Genomic DNA, 19,905 nt, shown 5'->3' on the forward strand with positions numbered 1-19,905 from the left:
ATCGACAACAACCCGGCAGAGCGTGCAATTAAACCGTTTGTGATCGGGCGCAAGGCATGGCTGTTCAGTGATACACCCAAGGGCGCCACGGCCAGTGCTCAGATCTACAGCCTGGTCGAGACCGCCAAGGTCAACGGCCAGGAGCCCTATACGTGGCTGCGCCATGTACTGGAGCGGTTGCCGCATGCGGAGTCGGTAGAGGACTTTGAAGCCTTACTGCCGTGGAACTGCTCGCCAGAAATGCCACGGTAAACGAGGTAAATATCTTTGGGTATGTGGGGTTCATGGATCGCATACGGTAAAACCGCGCCTTTGACGACAACCCTTCATACTCAGCCCTGATCTCCTCAACCCCGTCCCAAGCGCTGATTAGCCCCTCATCGACCGCTTGGATAACCTCATTGGCATAGGACGAAATAATCGAGCCAAATCGAAGCCGCGTAAGACCGTCAGGAAAATGCGTCGTACCAATGCTGCATCCGACTGCAACCAAATCAGAGGCCGCTCGCGTTACATCATGAATATCACAAGAGTCTTCATTCACTCTCTTCCCCCCAAGAACTATAAGCACTTGTAGCGGCGGTCACGTGCGCCCAGGCAATTTCTCTATACCGAATAGCCACTTGTTCTTGCGGCTCTGCATCGTTCATACGAATAGCGCGGGGCACTTGCTGACTGATATGCGCAATGCGCGCACCGGTGAGATGTATTGAGTAATAGCGCTCCTGCCCTCCAGCCGAAGCGGTGCGGTAGAAGTTTATTGTGCATTCGACCTCTTCACGCTCATGCAACGCACTCGCCAACAGAGGTGATGATTTATCAATTGCTTTGGTGATTATGATAGGCATGTGCTTGCCCCGGCCATCTGCAACACCGCCTTCATTGCCCGTAGACATATCATGCGAGCACGCCAACACCATGATTTCGTCTTCGTGATCAAACTGGCATTTGTTTCCTATAGAGCTATGCCCTGAGCAACCAGCAGAAATAAACCCTTGTCGCTTACCGGTAATAGTCATGTAGCTGTTACTGGCCATATGCGCCGCTCGTTAATGTTTTGGAGCACCAGTTTATGAAAAAAATAATCCAGCGGGTTGTAGGCCAATTCCGAATTAACGAACTTTACTCTATTTTTTAAGTTTTCAGAAAACACTGTAGTACATGGCAACTTCGCATGTAGGACCAGACTTCAGAACATTACAAAGCTATCCGCAACATGATTTTAAACACCGACGCCTAGCCTTCTGACGGCAGGCTTCTACGCTAAAGATCCGGATCACGCCGATCAGGCCTTTTGAATGGAGACACCTATGCCCCGTCGCTTGCTTGCTGCTTTCTGTGTCCTGCTGTCATTCAACATTGCTCATGCCGCAGAACGCTGGGAAACATTGCCGGCCACCCCGGCCCCGATCACCAGCGCCAAAACCGGCCGTGCCGACGTCAACGGCATCAAGCTCTACTACTCGATCACCGGCCATGGCTCACCCGTCGTGTTGCTGCACGGTGGCCTGGCCAACTCCGATTACTGGGGTCATCAGGTCAAGGCCCTCTCGGCGAAACACACCGTCATTACCCTCGACAGTCGTGGCCACGGCCGCAGTTCCCGGGACGCGCGACCATACGGCTACGATCTGATGGCCGACGACGTGATCGCGGTGCTCGATAAACTGAAGATCGAACGCGCCGACATCGTGGGCTGGAGCGACGGCGCCATCCTCGGGCTGGACCTGGCGATGCGCTACCCGCGGCGCACCGGCAAGGTCTTCGCCTTCGCCGCCAACACCCAAACGTCGGGGGTCAAGGAAGGTATCGAGAAGAACCCGACGTTCGCCGCCTACATCGAACGCGCCGACAAGGAATACGTGAAGCTGTCGCCGACACCCAAAGAGTACGACGCGTTCGTCGAGCAAATCAGCCATATGTGGGCGAGCCAGCCGAACTGGACGACAGAGGACCTGGCGAAAATCAAAAGCCCTGTGTTGATTGTTGATGGCGACCATGACGAAGCCATCAAGCGTGAACACACTGAATACATGGCATCGGCCATCCCCGGCGCCGGTTTGCTGATCCTGCCGAATGTCAGCCATTTCGCCTTTATCCAGGACCCGGAGTTTTTCAATGCTTCGGTACAGAGTTTTCTGGACCAGAAATAACGCCTGACGCATAAACGACAAACCCGGCACATGGCCGGGTTTGTCTTGCTGCCTGCTGCGTTATTTCACTGCAGCTTGCAGCGCCTGTTGAGCGCTGCGCTTGTTCTTGATGCCGTAGCAGATCCACATGAACGCCACCCACACCGGAATCGCATACACCGAGATCTGGATGCCCGGAATCAGCAGCATGACGCCCAGAATGAACACCACGAACGCCAGACAGATGTAGTTCCCGTACGGGTACCACAAGGCCTTGAACAGCGGCGTCTGCTTGGTCTTGTTCATGTGCTGGCGGAACTTGAAGTGCGAGAAGCTGATCATCGCCCAGTTGATCACCAGGGTGGCAACCACCAGCGACATCAACAGTTCCAGCGCGTTTTGCGGGATCAGGTAGTTCAGCAACACGGCAATCAACGTCACCGCCGCCGAGACCAAGATCGAACGCACCGGCACGCCGCGCTTGTCGATTTTAGACAAGGCTTTCGGTGCATCGCCCTGCTCGGCCATGCCTAGCAGCATGCGGCTGTTGCAGTAAGTGCCGCTGTTGTACACCGACAGCGCCGCGGTCAGGACCACGAAGTTGAGGATGTGCGCAGCGGTGTTACTGCCGAGCATTGAGAACACTTGCACGAACGGGCTGCCACTGTAGGAATCACCGGACGCATTCAGGGTTGCCAACAGGCTGTCCCATGGTGTCAGCGAAAGCAGGATCACCAGTGCACCGATGTAGAAAATCAGGATCCGGTAGATCACCTGGTTAATGGCTTTCGGGATCACGGTTTTCGGCTTGTCAGCTTCTGCTGCGGTGAAACCGAGCATTTCCAGGCCACCGAAGGAGAACATGATGATCGCCATGGCCATCACCAGACCACTGACGCCATTCGGGAAGAAGCCGCCGTGGGACCACAGGTTGCTCACCGAGGCTTGCGGGCCGCCGTTGCCGCTGACCAGCAAGTAGCTGCCCAGCGCAATCATGCCGACGATGGCCACGACCTTGATGATCGCGAACCAGAACTCGGTCTCACCAAAGACTTTGACGTTGGCCAGGTTGATCAGGTTGATCAAGACGAAGAAGCCGGCGGCCGAGACCCAGGTCGGGATGTCTGGCGCCCAGTAGTGAATGTATTTGCCGACCGCGGTCAGCTCCGACATGCCCACCAGAATGTACAGAATCCAGCAGTTCCAGCCCGACAGGAAGCCGGCGAAACCGCCCCAGTATTTATGGGCGAAGTGGCTGAAGGAACCGGCCACCGGCTCTTCGACGATCATTTCGCCAAGCTGGCGCATGATCATGAAAGCAATGAAGCCGCAGATGGCGTAGCCGAGGATCATCGACGGGCCGGCGGATTTCAGTACCCCGGCCGAGCCGAGGAACAGCCCGGTACCGATCGCGCCACCGAGGGCGATCAGTTGAATGTGGCGATTTTTCAGGCCGCGTTTCAGCTCGCCTGAATGCGAGTTTTGTCCACTCATGAAAAGGGTCTCACGCAAGGTTTGATGATGTTCGTTAGACGTTGCTGCTCGGTTGCGATTTCAAGCAGCGCCAATCAAACCCCAGCGAAGGCCAAAGGAGTTCAGCGTTTTTACAACGGTCATGCGTCACCTGTTTGTTTTTATCTGTGACGAAATCGAACCCGACACGCTTGTGGCGCGGCGGAGTGAACAAGGCGGATAGCCTTGAGGTTTGCGCAGATGCGCAGGAGGTCACAGTTAAAACGCGGCGCATTGTACACCTGTAACCCCCTGCTGCCAGACACCACTGGATCAGCGTGTCATTTGCCGGGATTGCCTGTGTCCGCCACGAGGGTCTCGGGTGGCTGCAAAAATAGAGTCAGACCTTTGCGGGTCATCGACGGAAGCGACGGAAAAATCGCCCCACGGGAGAGGTGAAGATGAATCACGGCGTACATTGCGCCTCCTTCTTGTTATGCACCTGCACGACAGGCATGGGGCGCATCTCACCCTTCAACCGCGCCTGAAACAAGCGGGCCAGAGCCCTGCGGAAAGGCTAATTGGCTGTCAGGCGGAAGGTTTTCCTTACATCCCTTCCGCAAACGTCAAACCAAGGGCCTTGAGCCTTGATTTCGTCAGCATTTCTTTACATGCCGTAACGTAAATTTGCCGAATCAGATCTGACTGTAGGCTGACTGCAAATTGACGGTAGGACGTTTCCGCAGGGAAAGGTCGAGTTAGTTTTTTGTTTTTTATTAACAAATTGCCTAACAGAAAACAGAATAAAAAGTTCAAATAAATATTATTTGATTATTTTTTTGCAATTTAAAAACCTGTGAACTAGGTTTTCAGCGACTTGCCGAGACGCATCAATCAGCAAGTTGGCGGGTTATTCAATGACTGAAAACGCGCCGCTGCACTTACCGAAAAAGTCATCTAGGAGATTCACAATGCAAGCACTTGAAAAAGACTTGGAAACTGAACTGCAACTGGACGATTGGTTTGAAGCACCGACCCATGACGCCGCCGTTGAAATGATGCAAGCCGACGCGATTGTTCCGTTCGGCACGGCGATGTGGCCTCTGTAAGACATCCCGGCAGGCACGATCCGGCCGGTTGTGCCTGCCACTTTTTCTCGGTTTGTCAGGGAGGACTACATGGATAAGCAACGCGCCATTTCGCATTTCCTTTACTACCTCGAACATCACCCTGCCCTTGCCGGCATCAACCCGGCGAAGGTCTTGCTCGGCCACACGGCTGATTACCAGGCACTGACGAGCGCCATCGCCGAACAGGCCGGTGCCAGCCCACGGTTCAGTTTCAGCGCCATGCGACTGGATCTGAAACCCACGGAATTGCTGGCCCAGGCGATTGCCGACAGCGATCTGTACATTTTCTTCTACGACTCCTCCACCCTGCCCAACCCACGCCCCGACGGCCCGGATTTTGTCCGCGCGCTGCAAGGCGTCATGGCCGAGAACTGGAAGAAGTCGCTGCTGTTCAAGGATTACGGCGATTACTTCTACGACACGTTCAGCGTCACCCCGCAGCGCATTGCCGGGTTGAACAGCCACTTGATCCAGCGCATGTCCCATGCCACCACGTTAGGTTTCAAAGATGATCACGGCTCGTGGTTCGAAACACCGTTGAGCAGTATCAAGAAGTGGACCGACATCAACGGTGTCGGCAACTTCGATCTGGCGCCTGGTGAGATTGCCACGCACAGCGAAGCCATTAACGGCCGGGTCAAATTCATGGGGACTTTTCTCAGCACCATTCCATTTGCCCGCAAATACGGGGTGCTGGAGTCGCCGCTAGAGTTGTGGATCGAGAACTCGACCATCAGCAAAATCGCCACCGAGGTGCCGGGGCTGGAACATGACTTCAACAAGTACCTGGAGGCCAATCCATCCAATCGACGGATTGAGGAGCTGGGGATCGGCACCAATGAAGGCGTGAAGACGCTGTATGCGCGCAATGCCGGGTTTGAGGAGCGCCATTGCGGGCTGCATCTAGGATTGGGCGGTGGCGCGAAGGGTAGCCATCATCTGGACCTGATTTTCTCCAGCGGCGTGTTGGCGCTGGATGATGAGCCGGTGTTTGATGGGCGGTTTGTGTTTTAGCCGCAAAGTAGGCGGTGCCGCTACGGGCCTCATCGCGAGCAGGCTCGCTCCCACAGTGGACCGAGATAACGCGCTCACCTGTGGGAGCGAGCCTGCTCGCGAAGGGCCCGAACAGTCACCACCTTACTTAAAGTCAGACGAAAAAAAACGCCAACCCGAAGGTTGGCGTTTTTCATGGGGCGCTTACCGATTACTCCGGCTTGCGACGACCGAAGCCCGGACGCTGGCCCGAACCGGCGGGTGCACCACGGCGTTTGCCCGAGGGTGCATCCTTGTCGACCAGAACGATGCCAGGACGCTTCTTCGCCGGTGCCTTGGCCGGGCGCTTGGTGTCGGAAGGACGGTCTGCCACCGGCGTACCGCGACCCGACTCACCACGAGACTCGCCACGACCGGCTGGAGCACCGCGATCACTGCGACCACCGCTTGGTGCACCACGGCCTTCGCCGCGCTCGGCGCGACCATTGGCCGGACGCGGCGTGCGTGGACCGCGCTCGCCGTCAGCACGAGGTGCTGCTGGTTTACGGGCTGGACGCTCGCCTTCAATATGCGGTTCGCGGGTATCACGTGGCGTAGCCGCTGTCTGGTTGCCGATGGCTGGACGCAACGAACGCACACGCTCGGTCTTGCCCATCGGACGCGACGATTTACGCTGCATGCGATCGAGCTTGTCTTTGCTCTTGGCGTTCATCTGCGGCATGGCCACTGGAGTCAAGCCGACTTCAGCACTCAGAATGTCGACTTCGTACTGGCTCATTTCGCGCCAGCGGCCCATCGGCAGGTCGGAGTTGAGGAACACCGGACCGAAACGCACACGTTTCAGACGGCTGACCACCAGGCCCTGGGATTCCCACAGACGACGAACTTCGCGGTTGCGACCTTCCATCACCACGCAGTGGTACCAGTGATTGAAACCTTCGCCACCTGGCGCCTGCTTGATGTCGGTGAACTTGGCCGGGCCGTCTTCGAGGACGACGCCTGCTTTCAGGCGCTCGATCATCTCGTCATCGACTTCGCCACGCACACGTACCGCGTATTCACGGTCCATTTCGTAGGAAGGGTGCATCAGGCGGTTGGCCAGCTCACCGTCGGTGGTGAACATCAGCAGGCCGGTGGTGTTGATGTCCAGACGACCGATGTTGATCCAGCGACCTTCTTTCGGGCGCGGCATCTTGTCGAAAACGGTCGGACGGCCTTCCGGATCAAGGCGGGTGCAGATTTCGCCGTCCGGCTTGTTGTACATGATCACACGGCGTACCGACTCGGCGGCTTCTTCGCGCTTGATCACCTTGCCATCAATGGTGATGGCGTCGTGCATGTCGACGCGCTGCCCAAGGGTGGCGTCTTTGCCATTGACCTTGATGCGGCCGTGGCTGATCCAGGCTTCTACGTCACGGCGCGAGCCGACGCCGATACGGGCGAGGACTTTCTGCAGTTTCTCGCCTGCTGGGCCGATTTCCTGGTCGTCTTTCTGGTCGTTGATACTCATCTGGGCACCTCCCGGTGTGGTCTGTAAAACGGGGTACTTGGCGAAGGGATCGCCGAAGGGTCGCGAATCATACGCTCATGGGAGCGTTCGCGCATCAGAGACTAGCTGATCAATGGCGACTTACCTGGATTTCCGCCGACCGGTGGCGCCGAGCTTGATCAACCGCAGCGACGCTTCGGCCAGCACCGTGCGCTTGTCGACTTTGTCGAGTTTCAACCATGCCTTGATCTCACGCTTGCTGCGGCCACAGCCGACACAGATGTCGTCGGTGAATTTGCAGACGCTGATGCAGGGGTCTTTGGTTGAGCTCATGCTGATCAGTCGTCTTCAAATTCGCGGCGTTCGGCCTCGATCGCTTCGGCGAGGGCCCGGGCTTCGGCTTCTTCGTCGGTCAACTCGGGCTCGGGCTTGTGTTGTTCAAGGGCAGCGACAGCGGCCAGGAGTTTCTCGCGAGCTTCGGCAACGCCAAGCACATCATCTTCCTGCTCTTCTTCGACACTGGCTTCGGGCTCGACCTGAAGTTCAACTTCGACTTCAGGCTCAAGCTCGGGCTCGGGCTGATCCAGGGTCTCTTCGGTCTCGGTCACCTCGCCATCGCGCAACAGATCGTCGAAGTCGGTCTTGAGCCCCTCCTCCATGGTGTCCAGTTCCAGCAACAGGGTGTGGAAACTGGTTTCTTCCTTTGGCTCTTCCGGCTCGGCGCTGGCGTCGGCCAACTCCTGCAGTCCGGCAGGCACCGGCGCGTCGTCGAAATCGAGCACCGGATCAGGCTCAAGCTCGCGCAATTCCGCCAGCGGTGGCAAATCGTCGAGGTTTTTCAGGTTGAAGTGATCGAGAAAGGCCTTGGTGGTCGCAAACATCGCCGGTTTACCCGGCACGTCGCGGTAGCCGACGATGCGGATCCACTCGCGCTCCAGCAAGGTTTTGACGATGTGACTGTTGACCGCCACGCCCCGCACGTCTTCGATTTCGCCCCGGGTGATTGGCTGGCGATAAGCGATCAGCGCAATGGTTTCGAGCATGGCACGGGAATACCGCTGCGGGCGCTCTTCCCACAAACGTCCTACCCACGGCGAGAACTTTTCGCGGATCTGCAAGCGATACCCGGAGGCCACCTCCTTCAACTCGAAGGCTCGGCCATCGCAGGACTTGGCGAGAATCGTCAGGGCTTTCTTGAAGACCGGCGGCTCCGGGCGCTCGCCCTCTTCGAAGAGTTCGAACAGGCGTTCAAGCGATTGCGGTTTTCCCGAGGCCAACAGAAAGGCTTCAAGCAGTGGCGCCAGCTCGCGGGGTTCAGTCAGGTTCATGATTCAACTCGTTATTCGGCTCGGGCCCGCACGTGGATCGCTGCGAACGGCTCATTCTGCACCAGCTCGACCAAAGATTCCTTGACCAGTTCGAGAATCGCCATGAAGGTTACCACCACCCCCAGACGTCCTTCTTCAGCGGTGAACAGCTCGGCAAAGGGCACGAAACCGCCGCCCTTGAGGCGCTCCAGCACATCGCTCATGCGTTCGCGGGTGGACAGCGCCTCGCGGCTGACCTGATGACTTTCAAACATGTCGCCACGGCGCAGGACCTCGGCCATGGACAACAGCAGCTCTGACAAGCGCACATCCGGCAACAGCTTGCGCGCGCGGGCCTCCGGCGCATCCAGTTTGGGCACCACCACGTCACGACCGACCCGGCTCAGACCGTCGATGCCTTCAGCGGCAGCCTTGAAGCGTTCGTACTCTTGCAAGCGGCGGATCAATTCAGCGCGGGGGTCGTCTTCTTCGGCCTCGATCGTTTCGGCACGCGGCAGCAGCATCCGCGATTTGATCTCGGCCAGCATCGCGGCCATGACCAGGTACTCGGCGGCCAGTTCCAGACGCACCGACTGCATCAACTCGACATAGCCCATGTACTGACGGGTGATTTCCGCCACCGGGATGTCGAGGATGTTGATGTTCTGTTTGCGGATCAGGTACAGCAGCAAATCGAGGGGGCCTTCGAAGGCTTCGAGAAAGACCTCAAGCGCATCCGGCGGAATGTACAGGTCCAGCGGCATTTCCATGACCGCCTGACCATAGACCATCGCGAAGGGCAGCTCTTGCTGGGCTCCGGCCTGACTGTCGACAGCAGGTTCTACTGCAGACATCTACGCCTCGGCCATGAACGGCGTCGGGTCGCCGCAACCAACGCGGATCACTTGCGGCTCGCCGTCGGCGAGGTTGATCACGGTGGACGCCTTGATCCCGCCGAAACCGCCATCGATGATCAGGTCGACCTGATGCTCGAGTACCTGGCGCATTTCGTAAGGATCGGTCATCGGATCGGTTTCGCCGGGCAGGATCAGGGTCACGCTCATCAGCGGTTCGCCGAGCTCTTCAAGCAGCGCCAAGGCTATCGGATGGCTCGGCACCCGCAGGCCGATGGTGCGTTTTTTCGGATGCAGCAGCAGCCGCGGGACTTCGCGGGTGGCGTTCAGAATGAAGGTGTACGGTCCCGGCAGGTGGGCCTTGAGCAAGCGGAAAAGGCCGGTGTCAATCTTGGCGAACAGGCCCAGTTGCGACAGATCGCTGCAAATCAGCGCGAAATTGTGCTTGTCGTCCAGCCCGCGCAAACGGCGCACGCGCTCCACGGCGTTCTTGTCGCCGATCTGGCAACCAATGGCGTAGGACGAGTCTGTGGGATAAATCACCACCCCGCCGTTGCGGATGATCTCGACAGCCTGTTTGATCAGGCGCGCTTGCGGGTTTTCCGGATGAATCTGGAAAAATTGACTCACATTCTCTACCTGTTCAGACGGCGGCAATAATTGGGTCATGTTTGAATCGACACCACAGTGGTGGCAGATCCTCCGGGAGCGGGCGGTACTCACCGATCTCGGACCAGCCTCCAGGGCCATGAAAATCACTGCCGGCGCTGACCAGCAGACCGAACTCACGGGCGAGCATCGCCAGGCTGCCCACTTGCTCGGCGGGCTGATGGCCATTGACCACTTCGATCGCGTGGCCCCCTGCTTGAATATAGTCGGCAATCAGCCGGCGACGTTTGCTGCGAGTGAAATCGTAGTGCCACGGATGCGCCAGGCTGACCCAGGCCTTGGCGGCGCGCAGGGTTTCGACCGTGTCTTCCAGGGTCGGCCAGTGTTGCTTGACGTCCCCCAGCTTGCCGGCGCCCAGCCATTTGCGGAACGCTTCGGCGCGGTCCTTGACGAAACCTTCACGCACCATCCAGTCGGCGAAATGCGGGCGGGCCGGCGCGTTGCCGCTGTCACCCAGCTCCTGCTGGATGGCCCGGGCACCTTCCAGCGCGCCCGGCATGCCTTTCAATGCCAGTTTTCGGCTTATTTCTTCGGACCGTAGCCAGCGGCCATCGTGCAATTTTGCGATCGCCTCGACCAACGCCGGGGCGTTGACGTCGAATCCGTAGCCCAGCACATGAATGGTCGCGCCGCCCCAGGTGCAGGACAATTCGACGCCATTGACCAGTTGCATCCCCAGTGCAGTCGCGGTGCTGCGGGCCTCATCGAGGCCTTCGAGGGTGTCGTGATCGGTCAGGGCCAGGACTCGCACGCCTTTCTCGAACGCACGCGCAACCAGTACTGCAGGCGCGAGAGCGCCATCGGAGGCCGTGCTATGGCAGTGCAAATCAACATTCACAGGACTTTTTTACCTCAAATCAGCTGGCGCTATCGCGCGCCCATATGTTTGTTATTATGCCGCCACATCCTGCTTCTGGCTGCCACTGTGAAACAATTCATCGATTTCATCCCGCTTCTGCTGTTCTTCATCGTTTTCAAACTCGATCCCCGGGTCGTCGACATCGCCGGTCACGAGGTCACTGTAGGCGGTATTTACAGCGCCACCGCCATGCTGATCATCAGCTCCCTGGTGGTTTACGGCACGCTGTTCATCAAGCAGCGCAAGCTCGAGAAGAGCCAGTGGCTGACCCTCATCGCCTGCCTGGTCTTCGGCAGCCTGACCCTGGCGTTCCACAGCGAAACCTTCCTGAAATGGAAAGCCCCGGTGGTGAACTGGCTGTTCGCCCTGGCGTTCATTGGCAGCCACTTCGTCGGTGAACAACTGCTGATCAAACGCATCATGGGCCACGCGCTGACCCTGCCGGAGCCGGTCTGGACCCGCCTGAACATCGCCTGGATCGGGTTTTTCCTGTTTTGCGGTGCCGCCAACCTGTTCGTCGCGTTCACCTTTCAGGACTACTGGGTTGACTTCAAAGTCTTCGGCAGCCTGGGCATGACGCTGCTGTTCCTGGTCGGCCAGGGCATTTACCTGTCCCGCCACCTGCACGACGCCGATACCACAACGCCAAAAACCGAGGACTGACATGCTTTACGCAATCATTGCCACAGACGTCGCCAACTCCCTGGAAGCCCGCCTGGCCGCACGGCCTGCACACCTTGAGCGCCTGCAAGTGCTCAAAGGTGAAGGCCGCATCGTTTTGGCCGGTCCACACCCGGCGGTCGACAGCAATGATCCGGGCGCTGCGGGTTTCACCGGCAGCCTGATCGTCGCCGAATTCGACTCACTGAGCGCCGCACAGGCCTGGGCCGACGCCGACCCGTATATCGCCGCAGGCGTCTACGCCAACGTTTCGGTCAAGCCGTTCAAGCAAGTCCTGCCGTAATATCCCTCCAGCGCGATGAACCTTATCGGTTCATCGCGCGCTCAACGCTCATTATTCTCGTTTACCGGCCGACAACCTGCCCAATACTCGTATTGGAATCAGGAGTGGCGATGCGCAAAGGTCCGTTGTGTCTGATGTTGGTGACGTTGTCGATTGTGGTCCCTGCTCACGGTGAAGAAAGCGCCGAGGGCGGTAGCTCCACGCCATTGTCCCTGAGCGCCGGCAGCCAGATCACCCAGTTACAACAGCGCTTGAAGGTAAGCGAACAGCAACGAGAAGAACTGAGCAAACAACTGCAAAATACCGATGCCGAACGCGAAAGCGCTCAGCTGAGCCGGTTGCGCCAAGAGAATCAGCGCCTCAAGCTGCAACTTAAGGAAGCCCAGGCCAGCAGCCCGCTGCCGCGTCTATTGACCGATCAGCAACAGTGGTTCGTCATCGGCGGCGGAGTAGCGCTATTGGCGCTGCTCTGCGGTATCTTCGCCAGTGGTGCCACCAGAAAACGTAGGCAATGGCTAAATTGAGTGAGTCATGAGCGAGCTGTTATTAATTGATGATGACCAGGAGCTGTGTGAGCTCCTGAGCAGTTGGCTGAGCCAGGAAGGCTTCCAGGTCCGCGCCTGCCACGACGGTCAAAGTGCACGCCGTGCGCTGGCCGAAACCTCCCCGGCTGCCGTCGTGCTGGACGTGATGCTGCCTGACGGCAGCGGCCTGGAGCTGCTCAAGCAATTGCGCAGCGATCACCCGGACTTGCCGGTGCTGATGCTCTCGGCTCGCGGCGAGCCGCTGGACCGCATCCTCGGCCTGGAACTCGGCGCTGACGATTACCTGGCCAAACCGTGCGACCCACGGGAACTGACAGCCCGCCTGCGCGCCGTGTTGCGCCGCAGTCATCCGGCGGCGGTGTCCAGCCAGATGGAACTGGGCGACCTGTGTTTCAGCCCGGTGCGTGGCGTCGTCAGTATCGATGAACAGGAATTCACCCTCACCGTTTCCGAAAGCCGTTTGCTCGAAGCCCTGCTCAAGCAACCCGGCGAGCCGCTGGACAAACAGGAACTGGCGCAAATCGCCCTCGGCCGCAAGCTGACGCTGTACGACCGTAGCCTGGACATGCACGTCAGCAACCTGCGCAAAAAAATCGGCCCGCACCCCGACGGCCGCCCACGCATCGTGGCCCTGCGCAGCCGTGGTTACTACTACAGCCTCTGAAACCACGCGATCCGTTTTGTAGCAGCTGCCGAGCCCGCGAGGCTGCGTTCGGCTGCGCAGCAGTCGTAAACCCTGCGCGCTCGGTTCGCCTGAAAGTCCGCGGTGCCTGAATTCACGACTGCTGCGCAGCCGAACGCAGCCTCGCGGGCTCGGCAGTTGCTACACAAGTCATGTTTCGTTAGAGAAGTCGGTGAAAGTGTTGGATTTGTCAGGAAGCTACAAAATCGTCTTTACCCAAGCTTTACGCTCCGCTGACCGCCGCTGACCTTGATCTCCGTAATCTGTACTCAATCCGGAACGTACCGGGAACGAGACAAGGAGATTCACCATGCGCAAGACTCTTATCGCTCTGATGTTCGCTGCCGCCCTGCCGACCGTTGCCATGGCCATGCCTGAAGGTGCCGGCCCGATGGGTGGCCCGATGGACGGCTCACGCCATGGCGGTCAGATGCACGGCATGCACGGCAAAGGCCCGTACAGCCAGCTGGACCTGAGCCGCGAACAGCGCGAGCAGATCCGCAAAATCATGGGCGAGCAGATGCATGAGCGTCAGCAAGTGGTCGACAAGTACCTGGAAAAACTTTCGCCAGCCGACCAGAAAGCCATGAAAGATGAAATGGCGGCCAACCACAAGAAAGCTGAAGCCGACGTGCGTGCCTTGCTGAAACCGGATCAACAGAAGCAATTCGACGAGATCCAGAAGAAACAGGCTGAGCGTCGCGCTGAATGGGCCGAGTTCAAGGCCTGGAAAGCGCAACAGCCGCAAAAGGCGCAATAATGTTCTAGCGTCATATCACAGCCCAACGGTTAATCACCGTTGGGCTTTCTTTGCTTGAGGATTTTCTGTGCGCTCATTGTTCTGGCGTATTCTGGCCAGCTTCTGGCTGGCCATCGCTCTGGTTGCAGGGCTTTCCATTCTGCTGGGGCACATGCTCAATCAGGACGCGTGGATTCTCAGCCGCCATCCGGGCCTCAATACCTTGGCCGAGCAGTGGACGCAAACCTACGAGTCACAGGGTGAAGACGCGGCCCAGGACATTCTGGAACAGCGCAAGCGCCAATATCACATCGACGTTCAAGTGCTCAACGAGAGCGGTGATCCGGTGGTGCGCGGTACCTTCCCACGCAGGGCGGCTGCCTTCGAAGCGCGGCAGAACAACGACGACCGTCGCCTGCCATGGCGTCGTCTGACCGCCGAGTACACCAGCGAAAAAACCGGCGACACCTACCTTCTGATTTATCGCATTCCGCACCCGGAACTGGACGCCTGGCATCGCGAAAGCTTGCTTTGGCCATTGAGTGCGCTGGGTATCGCATTGGTAGTACTGACCCTGTTCAGCTTGCTCGTGACCCTTTCCATCACCCGTCCCCTCAGCCGTTTACGCGGCGCGGTGCATGATCTGGGGCAAACCACCTACCAACAAAACAGCCTGGTGAAACTGGCCAACCGCCGCGATGAGTTCGGCGTGCTGGCCAACGACTTCAACCGCATGGGCGCGCGTCTGCAAAGTTTGATCGGCAGCCAGCGACAGTTGCTGCGGGATGTGTCCCATGAGCTGCGCTCACCGCTTGCCCGGTTGCGCATTGCGCTGGCCCTGGCCGAGCGAGCCAACCCTGAAGAACGGCAAAAACTCTGGCCGCGCCTCACTCGGGAGTGCGATCGACTGGAAGCACTGATCAGCGAAATCCTGGTTCTGGCTCGGGTCGATGCCGACAACGCCAGCGCTGAAGAGGTTGATCTCAATGCACTGCTCAACACGCTGCAAAAGGATGCTCAATTGGGTTCGCCGGAGCAGAACGTGCACCTTGAGGCCGAGCCGCAGCTGAACCTTAAAGGCTGGCCGACGATGATCGAGCGCGCCGTCGACAACCTGCTGCGCAATGCTCAGCGGTTCAACCCGGTGGGGCAATCGATTGAAATGCAGGCGGTGCGTCAAGGTGAGCGGATTGTGGTCAGTGTGCGCGACCATGGGCCGGGCGTAGAGGCTGCGTTGCGCGCCGTGCGGCGGAACGGCACGGCGGGAGTCTGGTGCTGGCTAATCATCCCGACGGCGGATTTATTGCCAGCCTGGAATTACCGTTGGTGCCGGGGGCGGTGGTTCAGCCGTAGTGCAGTGGTGATTTGAAAAGATCGCAGCCTCGTTGCACTCGACAGCTCCTACAAGAGCTACGCGCACACCTGTAGGAGCTGTCGAGTGCAACGAGGCTGCGATCTTTTGATCTTTAACCCTTAGGCCAAGCGCTGACGAATTCAGCCAGGTCGACTTTCTCCGCCACGCGCGGTTCCTTCTGCGGCGTGCCAAGGTAAAGAAACGCAATCACCTCTTCCCCTTCAGCCAAGCCCAACCCCTTGGCCACATGCGCCGAATACGCCAGTTCACCCGTGCGCCACACCGCGCCAATCCCTTGCGCATAAGCCGCCAGCAAAATCCCGTGAGCTGCACAACCCGCCGCCAGTAGTTGTTCGGACTTCGGATATTTAACGTGATCCTGCAACCGCNGAGGCTGCGATCTTTTGATCTTTAACCCTTAGGCCAAGCGCTGACGAATTCAGCCAGGTCGACTTTCTCCGCCACGCGCGGTTCCTTCTGCGGCGTGCCAAGGTAAAGAAACGCAATCACCTCTTCCCCTTCAGCCAAGCCCAACCCCTTGGCCACATGCGCCGAATACGCCAGTTCACCCGTGCGCCACACCGCGCCAATCCCTTGCGCATAAGCCGCCAGCAAAATCCCGTGAGCTGCACAACCCGCCGCCAGTAGTTGTTCGGACTTCGGATATTTAACGTGATCCTGCAACCGCGCGATCACCACAACCACCAGTGGCGCGCGCAGTGGCCCGTTACGCGCCTTGTCCAGCGCCGCCTCGGACACCTCACTGTCCTGCAGCTTCGCCGCTTCGGCCAGCAACTCGCCCATTTGCTCGCGCGCCGCGCCTTCGACTGTCAGGAAGCGCCAAGGCTGCAAGTGACCATGGTCTGGCGCTCGCATCGCGGCGCCAAACAGCACTTCGCGTTGTTCTGCGGTCGGTGCCGGTTCGAGCAGTCGTGGAACGGAAACACGGTTGAGCAAAGCGTCGAGAGCCTGCATCGGCCACCTCCTGAAAAAAATGTTTGGCTATTCTAGCTGCAACCACTCCGGGAGTGCCGGTTTACATGCCCTGCCCCGCAGGTAGAATGGCGCCCTTCCCTATTTCAGCCCGAGCGGACTTCATGGCGTTGCCGACCTTACGGACTATTGGTTTCATCATCGGCATCTTCCTGATCACGCTGGCCATCGCCATGGTCGTGCCCATGGCCACGCTGGTGATTTTCGACCGCACGGGCGACCTGCCGTCGTTTCTCTGGGCGAGCATGATTACCTTTGTCGCCGGCCTCGCCCTGGTCATCCCCGGTCGCCCGGAACATGTACACCTGCGTCCGCGAGACATGTACCTGCTGACCGTCAGCAGCTGGGTGGTGGTGTGCATCTTTGCTGCGCTGCCATTTCTGCTGACCCAGCGCATCAGCTACACCGACTCGTTCTTCGAAAGCATGTCCGGCATTACCGCCACCGGGTCGACGGTGCTCACGGGCCTGGACACCATGTCCCCCGGCATTCTGATGTGGCGCTCGTTGCTGCACTGGATCGGCGGCATCGGCTTCATCGGCATGGCGGTAGCGATTCTGCCACTGCTGCGCATCGGTGGCATGCGGCTGTTTCAGACCGAGTCGTCGGACCGTTCCGAAAAAATCATGCCCCGTTCGCACATGGTGGCGCGTTTGATCGTTGCGGCCTACGTCGGCATCACCATTGTCGGCGGCCTGGCGTTCTGGTGGGCGGGCATGAGCCTGTTCGATGCGATCAACCACGCGATGTCGGCGATTTCCACCGGTGGTTTCTCAACGTCCGACCAGTCTCTGGCCAAGTGGACGCAACCGGCGGTGCACTGGGTGGCGATCGTCATCATGATCCTCGGCAGCCTGCCGTTCACCCTGTATGTAGCGACCTTGCGCGGTAACCGCAAAGCACTGATCAAGGATCAGCAGGTTCAAGGCTTGCTCGGCATGTTGCTGGTGACCTGGCTGGTGCTCGGCACCTGGTACTGGTGGACCACCCAGCTGCATTGGCTGGAGGCGCTGCGGCATGTGGCGCTGAACGTGACCTCGGTGGTAACGACCACAGGATTTGCGCTGGGGGACTACAGCCTCTGGGGCAATTTCTCGCTGATGCTGTTCTTCTATCTGGGTTTTGTCGGCGGCTGCTCGGGCTCGACCGCCGGCGGGATCAAGATTTTCCGCTTCCAGGTCGCCTACATCCTGCTCAAGGCCAACCTTAACCAGTTGATTCACCCGCGCGCAGTGATCAAGCAGAAGTACAACGGCCACCGCCTCGACGAAGAGATCGTGCGTTCGATCCTGACCTTTTCGTTCTTCTTCGCCATCACCATCTGCGTCATCGCGCTGCTGTTGTCATTGCTCGGCGTGGACTGGATGACCGCCCTTACCGGTGCAGCCAGCACGGTGTCCGGCGTCGGTCCGGGACTGGGCGAGACCATTGGCCCGGCGGGCAACTTCGCCACCCTGCCGGACGCTGCCAAGTGGATTCTCTCGTTCGGCATGCTGTTGGGCCGGCTCGAGATCATTACGGTGTTTGTTCTGTGTATTCCGGCGTTCTGGCGTCACTGACAGGAGCAGGCGCGCCCATCAGCCGCGTCCGATACTCGCCGGGGGTGGCGTCGAACCAGCGGCGGAAAGCGCGGAAGAAGTTGCTCGGATCGGCGAACCCCAGCAGGTAGGCAATTTCCAGCAGGGTCATGGTCGGCTGCGCCAGGTATTGCTCAGCCAGTTCACGTCGCGTGTCGTCCAGCAACGTCTGAAAACTCGTGCCCTCTTCCTGCAAGCGTCGCTGCAAGGTGCGTTGCGACAGGTGCAGCGTCTGCGCCACGGTATCGCGCTTGGGTTCGCCCTGGGGCAGCAAACGGCACAGCACCTGCCGCGCCTTGTGGGTCACGCGACTCTCGGAAAACCGCGCCAGGTACTCACCGGCAAACCGGTCATGCAACAGCGCCATCGCCTCATTGGCGGTAGGCAGCGGCGCCTCCATGTCAGCGCGTTCGAAGATCAAGGCGTCATAAGGCGCGTTGAACACCAAAGGCGCATGGAAGGCTTGTTTGTAGGGTTCAAGATCGGCGGGCTGATCGCCCTGCACTAGCACCTTGCGCGGTTGCAGAGTGCGCCCGGTCAACCAGCCGCACAGCGCCAGGGCACAGGCCAGTGACGCTTCGGCGCTCTGCCGGGTCGGTGGCAGATGGTCGCCGTGGACCGTCAGAATCAGCGCATAACCCTCCTCCAACAACCGGAAACTCAGGTCGGCACTTTCGGCAATAATCCGCTGATAGCGCACCAGCCGTTGAAAGCCTTCGGCCAGGGTCTGGCTGGACATCAAGGCGTAGCCCGCCACATGGAAGGAGGCCGGTCGCACCACCTTGCCCATGTTCAGGCCAATCGCCGGGTTACCGGACAGCTCAACCGCGCGCTGCCACAGTCGTGTCATGGAATCTTGCGGGAAGCGCGCATCCGGATCATCCAGTGCCGCGTAGTCGAGCCCCAGCTGCTTGAACAGAACCCGGCAATCCAGGCCGTCCATCTCCAGTGCTTTGACAATCCCCATCGCCCAGCTTGCAGAAGTCGTTCGTTCGCTCATGTCGTCCACTTACATGATGAGCCGCATGCTACGGCCAATTTCCGAAGGATACTAAAGTGGCGCCTATTGTCACTGGCTGATGCCAATGATCACTCTAGACTCAAATAAGCTACCCGCAGAACATCTTGCAGCCAGAACAATAACCACAGAGATCGCAGTCGTGGAAAACATCAAACGTTTCAACAGCTTCGCTGAGTTCTACCCGTATTACCTCAGCGAACACAGCAACAGTACCTGCCGACGAATGCACTTTATCGGCACGACGCTGGTTATTTTCATTCTGGCCCTGACTATCGGCAAAGGCGCCTGGCTGCTGTTGTTGGCTCTACCGCTGGCGGGTTACAGCTTCGCCTGGGCCGGGCATTTCTTCTTCGAGAAGAACCGTCCTGCGACCTTTCAACATCCGTTTTACAGTCTGCTCGGCGATTTCGTCATGTACCGAGACATGATTCTGGGTCGCGTGCCGTTCTAGGCCCGATGGGCCACAAAAGCGTCCTGCTCAGCCAGTGCGGTATTGGATCCAGGTCCTACACTCAAAAAATCCCTTTCGATAAGAACAAGAGGATGGCCGATGAATGCCAGCGCCCGTTTCACCCATATGCAGGACGGCACGCAGGAAGACTGGGCGATCATCGCCGCAGATTTCGGTGCCTATGCAAGGCAATTACCGACACGGATTGTGGCGCACCTGAAATTACTGGAGGGTGATTTTGGCGGCTTCCCGGTGGATCGTCTGACCCATTCCCTGCAAACCGCCAGCCGTGCCTGGCGCGATGGCCGCGATGAAGAATACGTGGTCTGCGCGCTGCTTCACGACATTGGCGACACCTTGGGTTCCTACAACCACCCGGACATCGCTGCGGCAATCCTCAAGCCGTTCGTCAGCGCCGAGAACCTGTGGATGGTCGAGAAACACGGAATTTTCCAGGGGTATTACTTCTTCCATCATCTAGGGATGGACCGGCATTTGCGCGAGCAATTCAGCGGGCATCCGCAGTATCAGGCGACCATTGAGTTTTGCGCCAAATATGACGCAGCGGCGTTTGATCCCGCGTATGACACCCTGCCGCTGAGCTTCTTTGAACCGATGATGGAGCGGTTGTTTGCACAGCCCAAGCACTCGATTTACAAGGCGGCGATGGAAGAACATTCGCCAGCCTGAAAAT

The 19,905-nt window shown here is 58.7% G+C and carries 22 protein-coding genes and 2 pseudogenes; 13 read left to right on the forward strand and 11 right to left on the reverse strand.

Translation table 11 applies throughout. From position 1 onward, the window contains the following. Window positions 1-252 (forward strand): transposase domain-containing protein (locus EAH74_RS31915; RefSeq protein WP_140681767.1); only part of this gene is annotated, 252 nt, incomplete at its 5' end. 284 nt (window positions 253-536) lie between these two features. On the opposite strand, the gene EAH74_RS31925 is transcribed toward EAH74_RS31915, so the two are convergent. Then, window positions 537-1,037, reverse strand: coding sequence for an Hcp family type VI secretion system effector (locus EAH74_RS31925; RefSeq protein WP_140684294.1), 501 nt, complete (start codon window positions 1,035-1,037; stop codon window positions 537-539). 273 nt (window positions 1,038-1,310) lie between these two features. Between EAH74_RS31925 and EAH74_RS31930 the strand changes: the two genes are divergently transcribed. Continuing rightward, on the forward strand, window positions 1,311-2,153 hold the full coding sequence (locus EAH74_RS31930) for an alpha/beta fold hydrolase (RefSeq protein ID WP_140684296.1): 843 nt from the start codon (window positions 1,311-1,313) through the stop codon (window positions 2,151-2,153). 60 nt (window positions 2,154-2,213) lie between these two features. Here EAH74_RS31930 and EAH74_RS31935 read toward each other — a convergent pair whose 3' ends face one another. Then, window positions 2,214-3,626, reverse strand: a complete 1,413-nt coding sequence (locus EAH74_RS31935; protein WP_140684298.1) for an amino acid permease — start codon at window positions 3,624-3,626, stop codon at window positions 2,214-2,216. A gap of 929 nt (window positions 3,627-4,555) precedes the next feature. Here EAH74_RS31935 and EAH74_RS33170 point away from each other — a divergent pair. Further along, window positions 4,556-4,693 (forward strand): hypothetical protein, encoded by a 138-nt coding sequence (locus tag EAH74_RS33170; RefSeq protein WP_170206655.1) that lies wholly within the window; start codon window positions 4,556-4,558, stop codon window positions 4,691-4,693. 69 nt (window positions 4,694-4,762) lie between these two features. Further along, the gene (locus tag EAH74_RS31945) at window positions 4,763-5,728 is read left to right on the forward strand and encodes a leucyl aminopeptidase (protein ID WP_140684302.1); all 966 of its coding nucleotides are present in this window, start codon (window positions 4,763-4,765) and stop codon (window positions 5,726-5,728) included. Window positions 5,729-5,918: 190 nt separating this feature from the next. Here EAH74_RS31945 and rluB read toward each other — a convergent pair whose 3' ends face one another. From rluB to EAH74_RS31975, 6 genes are all read right to left on the reverse strand, one after another. Then, entirely contained in the window at window positions 5,919-7,217 is a 1,299-nt protein-coding gene (gene rluB / locus EAH74_RS31950; RefSeq protein WP_140684304.1) for a 23S rRNA pseudouridine(2605) synthase RluB, read from the reverse strand. Window positions 7,218-7,337: 120 nt separating this feature from the next. After that, a complete protein-coding gene (locus EAH74_RS31955; protein ID WP_140684306.1) occupies window positions 7,338-7,529 on the reverse strand; it encodes a DUF1289 domain-containing protein in 192 nt (63 codons plus the stop codon). A gap of 5 nt (window positions 7,530-7,534) precedes the next feature. Further along, window positions 7,535-8,524, reverse strand: a complete 990-nt coding sequence (gene scpB, locus EAH74_RS31960; RefSeq protein ID WP_140684308.1) for an SMC-Scp complex subunit ScpB — start codon at window positions 8,522-8,524, stop codon at window positions 7,535-7,537. An 11-nt stretch (window positions 8,525-8,535) separates the two neighbouring features. Then, window positions 8,536-9,357 (reverse strand): segregation and condensation protein A, encoded by an 822-nt coding sequence (locus EAH74_RS31965; RefSeq protein WP_140684310.1) that lies wholly within the window; start codon window positions 9,355-9,357, stop codon window positions 8,536-8,538. Beyond that, entirely contained in the window at window positions 9,358-9,987 is a 630-nt protein-coding gene (locus tag EAH74_RS31970; RefSeq protein WP_140684338.1) for an L-threonylcarbamoyladenylate synthase, read from the reverse strand. A gap of 13 nt (window positions 9,988-10,000) precedes the next feature. Next, entirely contained in the window at window positions 10,001-10,864 is an 864-nt protein-coding gene (locus EAH74_RS31975) for a PHP domain-containing protein (protein WP_140684312.1), read from the reverse strand. An 87-nt stretch (window positions 10,865-10,951) separates the two neighbouring features. On the opposite strand from EAH74_RS31975, the gene EAH74_RS31980 reads away from it, so the two are divergent. The 6 genes and pseudogenes from EAH74_RS31980 (at window position 10,952) to EAH74_RS32010 (ending at window position 15,168) form a co-directional block, all read left to right on the forward strand. Continuing rightward, on the forward strand, window positions 10,952-11,548 hold the full coding sequence (locus tag EAH74_RS31980; RefSeq protein ID WP_123364505.1) for a septation protein A: 597 nt from the start codon (window positions 10,952-10,954) through the stop codon (window positions 11,546-11,548). A 1-nt stretch (window position 11,549) separates the two neighbouring features. Continuing rightward, window positions 11,550-11,849 (forward strand): YciI family protein, encoded by a 300-nt coding sequence (locus EAH74_RS31985; RefSeq protein WP_008156126.1) that lies wholly within the window; start codon window positions 11,550-11,552, stop codon window positions 11,847-11,849. 110 nt (window positions 11,850-11,959) lie between these two features. Continuing rightward, window positions 11,960-12,373, forward strand: coding sequence for a translation initiation factor 2 (locus EAH74_RS31990; RefSeq protein WP_140684314.1), 414 nt, complete (start codon window positions 11,960-11,962; stop codon window positions 12,371-12,373). 7 nt (window positions 12,374-12,380) lie between these two features. After that, window positions 12,381-13,058 carry a response regulator transcription factor gene (locus tag EAH74_RS31995; RefSeq protein ID WP_103394694.1) on the forward strand — a complete coding sequence of 226 codons (678 nt, stop codon included), beginning with the start codon at window positions 12,381-12,383 and terminating at the stop codon, window positions 13,056-13,058. Window positions 13,059-13,386: 328 nt separating this feature from the next. Beyond that, a complete protein-coding gene (locus EAH74_RS32005; protein WP_056742175.1) occupies window positions 13,387-13,836 on the forward strand; it encodes an LTXXQ domain protein in 450 nt (149 codons plus the stop codon). 67 nt (window positions 13,837-13,903) lie between these two features. Beyond that, window positions 13,904-15,168: pseudogene (locus tag EAH74_RS32010) on the forward strand (sensor histidine kinase). Window positions 15,169-15,281: 113 nt separating this feature from the next. On the opposite strand, the pseudogene EAH74_RS32015 reads toward EAH74_RS32010, so the two are convergent. Both EAH74_RS32015 and EAH74_RS32020 read right to left on the reverse strand, forming a co-directional pair. Next, a pseudogene (locus EAH74_RS32015) lies at window positions 15,282-15,557 on the reverse strand (nitroreductase family protein); the annotation flags it as partial. A gap of 23 nt (window positions 15,558-15,580) precedes the next feature. After that, window positions 15,581-16,144, reverse strand: a complete 564-nt coding sequence (locus EAH74_RS32020) for an NAD(P)H nitroreductase (protein ID WP_140684316.1) — start codon at window positions 16,142-16,144, stop codon at window positions 15,581-15,583. Between the two features lie 122 nt (window positions 16,145-16,266). Between EAH74_RS32020 and EAH74_RS32025 the strand changes: the two genes are divergently transcribed. Continuing rightward, a complete protein-coding gene (locus EAH74_RS32025; RefSeq protein ID WP_140684318.1) occupies window positions 16,267-17,721 on the forward strand; it encodes a TrkH family potassium uptake protein in 1,455 nt (484 codons plus the stop codon). Here the strand turns inward: EAH74_RS32025 and EAH74_RS32030 are convergent. Further along, a complete protein-coding gene (locus EAH74_RS32030; protein ID WP_205012933.1) occupies window positions 17,678-18,739 on the reverse strand; it encodes an AraC family transcriptional regulator in 1,062 nt (353 codons plus the stop codon). The genes EAH74_RS32025 and EAH74_RS32030 overlap by 44 nt on opposite strands. A 160-nt stretch (window positions 18,740-18,899) precedes the next feature. On the opposite strand from EAH74_RS32030, the gene EAH74_RS32035 reads away from it, so the two are divergent. Beyond that, on the forward strand, window positions 18,900-19,211 hold the full coding sequence (locus EAH74_RS32035; protein WP_140684320.1) for a DUF962 domain-containing protein: 312 nt from the start codon (window positions 18,900-18,902) through the stop codon (window positions 19,209-19,211). Between the two features lie 99 nt (window positions 19,212-19,310). Then, on the forward strand, window positions 19,311-19,901 hold the full coding sequence (locus tag EAH74_RS32040) for an HD domain-containing protein (RefSeq protein ID WP_123364498.1): 591 nt from the start codon (window positions 19,311-19,313) through the stop codon (window positions 19,899-19,901). Window positions 19,902-19,905: the final 4 nt, after the last annotated feature.

The organism is Pseudomonas mandelii, assembly GCF_006438925.1.
Classification (GTDB): Bacteria; Pseudomonadota; Gammaproteobacteria; order Pseudomonadales; family Pseudomonadaceae; genus Aquipseudomonas; species Aquipseudomonas mandelii_C.